The sequence below is a fragment of the Geoalkalibacter sp. genome, assembly GCF_030604225.1.
Classification (GTDB): Bacteria; Desulfobacterota; Desulfuromonadia; order Desulfuromonadales; family Geoalkalibacteraceae; genus Geoalkalibacter.
The window spans coordinates 1-4694 of sequence record NZ_JAUVWH010000181.1; the positions used below are offsets into that span (position 1 = coordinate 1).

General features: G+C 62.9%; 4 protein-coding genes. 1 reads left to right on the forward strand and 3 read right to left on the reverse strand.

Going from position 1 to position 4694, the window contains the following annotated elements:
* Nucleotides 1–152: 152 nt before the first annotated feature.
* The 3 genes from glyS to recO all read right to left on the reverse strand — a co-directional run bounded on the left by glyS (nt 153) and on the right by recO (nt 4006).
* A complete protein-coding gene (gene glyS, locus QAT43_RS14295; protein ID WP_305043762.1) occupies nt 153–2219 on the reverse strand; it encodes a glycine--tRNA ligase subunit beta in 2067 nt (688 codons plus the stop codon).
* A 29-nt stretch (nt 2220–2248) separates the two neighbouring features.
* A complete protein-coding gene (gene glyQ, locus QAT43_RS14300; RefSeq protein WP_305043763.1) occupies nt 2249–3118 on the reverse strand; it encodes a glycine--tRNA ligase subunit alpha in 870 nt (289 codons plus the stop codon).
* Between the two features lie 117 nt (nt 3119–3235).
* A complete protein-coding gene (recO, locus tag QAT43_RS14305) occupies nt 3236–4006 on the reverse strand; it encodes a DNA repair protein RecO (RefSeq protein ID WP_305043764.1) in 771 nt (256 codons plus the stop codon).
* Nucleotides 4007–4221: 215 nt separating this feature from the next.
* Here recO and QAT43_RS14310 point away from each other — a divergent pair.
* On the forward strand, nt 4222–4694 hold a 473-nt coding region (locus tag QAT43_RS14310; RefSeq protein ID WP_305043765.1), incomplete at its 3' end, for a hypothetical protein.

Genomic DNA, 4694 nt, shown 5'->3' on the forward strand with positions numbered 1-4694 from the left:
CCGCCCAGCAGATTCTTCATGTCCCCACGCCCTTCGGCTTTCCCCTCGCCGAAGAAATACACGTACTTCGCAGCCATCAACCTACTCCTCCTCTTTTCAGTGATGATATGCCGGGCCGCCATGGCCCCTTGCACCGAGTTTCTTTCCGAAAATCAGTCGGAAATCCGGGAAAAATCGGCAATCCCTTCGAACAGACGCGCCACGGCCGTGAGCAGCGCCAGTCGGTTGGTGCGCACCGCCGCATCCTCGGCCATGACCATGACGCCGTCGAAAAAGGCGTCCACCGGCCCGCGCAGGGCGGCTATGGCGCGCAGCGCCCCGGGGTAGTCCCCCTGACTCACCAGGGCCTGCACCTCGCCGCCGGCCTGTCGCACCGCGGCGTGCAGCTGTTTTTCGCAATCGGCTTGAAGCAATTCGGCGGCCACCGCATCGGGCACTCCGCCTTTAATGATATTAACCACGCGCTTGAAGGCAACGGCCAGCGCCTCGAAATCCTCGCGCTGCTTCATGGCGGCCAGCGCCTCGACGCGGCGCAGGGCATCGACGGGCTCGCCGAATTCGGCCGCGAGCACCGCGTCGACCACGTCCTGGGGATGGCCCTGGGAGGTCAGCATGTTGAAAAAGCGCAGGCGGATGAATTCGAGCACCTCGGCCCGCACATCCTCCAGGGGACGGGTGAGTTTCTCCCGCAGCAGATCCAGGCTCTGCCCCACCAGCGCGGGGATGGCCAGGCGCAGGCCGCGATCGAGGATGACGTTGAGGATGCCGATGGCGTTGCGCCGCAGGGCGTAGGGATCGGCGGTGCCCGTCGGAATCAGGCCGACGCCGAAGCAGCCGCAGATGGTGTCGATTTTGTCGGCGATGGAGATGTAGGCACCGATGCTCTCGGCCGGCAGCTCGCCACCGGCGTGCAGCGGCAGGTAATGTTCGTGAATGGCGGCGCAGACGCGCGGATCCTCGCCTTCAAGGCGCGCGTACTCGCGGCCCATGACCCCCTGGAGCTCGGGAAATTCGTAGACCATGCCCGTTTCCAGGTCGCACTTGGCGAGCAGCGCCGCGCGCGCGGTGAGGGCCTGCGCCTGAGGTTCGAATTTTTCCGCCAGGCCCTCGGCGATCACCTTGAAGCGCATGACCTTTTCATAGCTGGTGCCGAGCTTGGCCTGGTACACCACGCTCTTGAGGGCGTCAAGGCGCCCTTCCAGCTTGGTTTTCTGGTCTTCCTGCCAGAAGAACATGGCATCGGCCAGCCGCGCGCGCAAGACCCGCTCGTTGCCCTTGACCACCACCGCCGGATCCTGGGGCACGGTGTTGGCGATGGTGATGAAGCGCGGCAGCAAGCGGCCGTCGTCGCCGACCACGGTAAAGTAGCGCTGGTGCTCGCGCATGGTGGTAATGAGCAACTCGCGCGGCAGTTGCAGGTATTTTTCCTCGAAGGAGCCGCACAGGGGCACGGGATACTCGACCAAGAAGCTGACCTCTTCGAGCAGTTTGGGGTCGGGATTGACCTTGCCGCCCGTCCCTTGGGCCACGCGCTCGATTTCGCGGGCGATGATTTCCTGGCGCCGAGCAGGATCGGGCAGCACGAAATGTCGCTCGCATTCGGCCAGCCAGCCTTGCTCGCCGGTCACGGGAAACATGGCCGGGGCCATGAAGCGGTGTCCACGGGACAGATGACCGCTTTGCAGATTGCCGAAGGCGAAGGGCACCACCAGGCCGTCGAACAGCGCAACGATCCAGTGCACCGGCCGGGCGAAGCGAATGTCGAGATCCTTCCAGCGCATGGACTTTTTGAAGGGAATGGCGCTGATGAGGCGCGGCAGCATCTCCGGCAGCAGTTCGGCGGTGGGGCGCCCCTCGATGACCTTGGAGAGAAACAGGTATTCGCCCTTGTCGGTCTGGGCGCGGGAGAGCTCGCCCACCTCCACGCCGTTGGAGCGGGCGAAGCCCACGGCGGCCTTGGTCGGATTGCCCTCGGCGTCGAAGGCCACCTTGACCGACGGACCTATGAGGCTCAGTTCCTGACGTTCCTGGGTGAGCGCCACCTCGGTCACGGCCATGGCCAGGCGCCGCGGCGTGGCGTAGGTGCGCACCGCTCCGCAGGCGATGCGCGCGCTCTCGAATTCCTTACGGACCAGCCGCTCCAGATCGGCCATGGCCAGGGGGAGAAAACCGGCGGGAATCTCTTCGGTTCCTATTTCAAGAAAAAGTTCGGCAGACATGAAAGCTCCGGAAAAGCGGGGAATCGGATCTAGCGGCTCAACAGCGGAAAGCCCATCTTCTCACGCTGCGCGACATAGCCCTGGGCGCAGAGCTTGGCCAGGTTGCGCACCCGGCCGATGTAATTGGCGCGCTCGGTCACCGAGATGGCGCCGCGGGCGTCGAGCAGGTTGAAGGTGTGGGAACACTTGAGCACGAAATCATAGGCGGGAAAGACCAGCTGCTTTTCGGCGAGGCGCACGCACTCCTTCTCGTACATGCCGAACAACTGGAAGAGCATGGCCGTGTCGGCCTCCTCGAAATTGTAGGTGGAAAATTCCACCTCGGTCTGATGGTGGACGTCGCCGTAGCGGATGCCCTTCACCCATTCGAGATCGTAGACGTTGTCGACCCCCTGCAGGTACATGGCGATGCGCTCACAGCCGTAGGTGATCTCGCCCGAGACGGGCTTGAGGTCAATGCCGCCTGCCTGCTGGAAATAGGTGAACTGAGTGATCTCCATGCCATCCAGCCAGACTTCCCAGCCCAAGCCCCAGGCGCCGAGGGTCGGCGATTCCCAGTCGTCCTCGACAAAGCGGATGTCGTGCTTGGCCGGGTCGATGCCGAAGCTGCGCAGGGAGTCGAGGTAGAGCTCCTGGATGTTCATGGGGGAAGGCTTGAGGATCACCTGGAACTGGTAGTAATGCTGCAGGCGGTTGGGATTTTCGCCGTAGCGGCCGTCGGTGGGCCGGCGGGAAGGTTCGACATAGGCGACGTTCCAGGGTTCGGGGCCGAGAACGCGCAGGAAGGTGGCGGGGTTGAAGGTACCGGCACCCTTTTCCAAATCGTAGGGCTGCTGGATGATGCAACCCTGCTTGGCCCAGTAGGTTTGCAGAGCCAGGATCAGTTCTTGAAAGGTCACGCTGCCTCCAGATAAACCAGGATTAAATTGGTATACTGTATACAAAAAGCACAGGTGGAAAAGGGTAGCCCACAAAAACCGGGCTGTCAAGCGGCAAAACCTCGGAAAAATCCCGTTTTACCTGCTCTCGGGCACCTTGGGGGACGCCAGGAAACGCTCCAGGAACACCAGGCTGCGCAGGGGCCGATCGAGATGCAGCGCCAGGGCCTCGACCAGGGCCGCGCCGCCCTCTTGCAGGGTCTGTGCGCCGAAGCGAAACCCGCGAAACAGGGTATCGGGAGTTTGCAGGCAACGCGCCAGGGTGCCCAGGGTCAGGGACGAGAGACGCAAACCCGCGCCGCTCACGCAATCCGCGCACAAACGTCCGCCGCGCGCGGCCGCGAAGAACACCCCCTCGCCGCCGGCGTCGCCGCATTCCGAGCAGTGCAGCAGATGCGGCACATAGCCGGCGGCCCGCAGCAGGCGCATCTCCAGCAGCAGCCGTAAACCTGCCAGATCCTCCCCGCCCTCGGCCGTCACATCGAGAAAGGCGCCCAGCAGCTCATAAACCTCGGGGTGCGGCGCGCCATCCCCAAACAACTCCTCGACCAACTCGCAGCCATAGGCCGCCAGGGCCAGGGCATCCAGACGGGAGCGCAATCCCGCGCGCAAATCCTCCAACTCCACCTCGCGCAGACTTACCAAGCCCTCGCCACGCGGCGCCGTCCACTGCACACGCACCCGGGCAAAGGGCTCCAGGGCTGCGCCAAATCGCCTGCGGCTGCTGCGTGCATGGCGCGCGAACCCCTTGAGCAGGCCGACCTCGCGCGCGTAGAAACTAACGATGCGATCCGCTTCGCCGTAATCGCCATGGCGCAACACAATGGCATCCGAGGTGTGAATTCTCATGAATCGACCTCATCAATGTCCCGAAACAAAATGCCCAACTCCGCCGCATCGCCCATCGGGGAAAACAGCGAAGGAATACTCAAGAAAAACGACTTCTCATCTTATATTGGTGGCCTGGCGGCGCCCCGAGAAAAAATACTGTTTGACATGAGATTCCGGCATGGTAAATGACGCTATCAAAAAGCGAAGCCAACACACATTCTTGGAGGGGATTTATGAAAAAAAGAAGCCTGGCCGCCACATCCGCCGTTCTGCTCTTCGGCCTGCTCGGCCCGACGCCTGGGAGCGATGCGGCCTGCATCGACCTCAAGGGCGAGGCCCGCACCAACAGCCTTGGCACAATGATGACGCTGGGCTCGGCCCAACTCCAGGGAAACCGGGGCCTGAAACTGCGCTGCGGGGTTCACGGCGTCCTGCAGGGCTTCAATGCCGAGGACGGCAGCCTGCATTTTCAGCACACCATTGCCTGTGACGACCACAGCGTCTTCATCCTGGACTCGCACACCCAAATCAAGGTGGAAAACGATTGCCAGGCCCAGGGAATGGCCGGCAGCATCGCAAGCTTTGAGGAAACATCCGCCATGGTCGGCGTCGACGGGCCCTACGCGGACTGGACGGGAACCGCGTGGATGTCGGGCCGCATCGATTGCGGCTGGAACCACATGAAGATCACTGGGAGAATCTGTTC

Bases quoted from the DNA above. Each gene is read 5' to 3' on its own strand.
- glyS (WP_305043762.1), bottom strand. From the start codon at position 2,219: ATGTCTGCCGAACTTTTTCTTGAAATAGGAACCGAAGAGATTCCCGCC.
- recO (WP_305043764.1), bottom strand. From the start codon at position 4,006: ATGAGAATTCACACCTCGGATGCCATTGTGTTGCGCCATGGCGATTAC.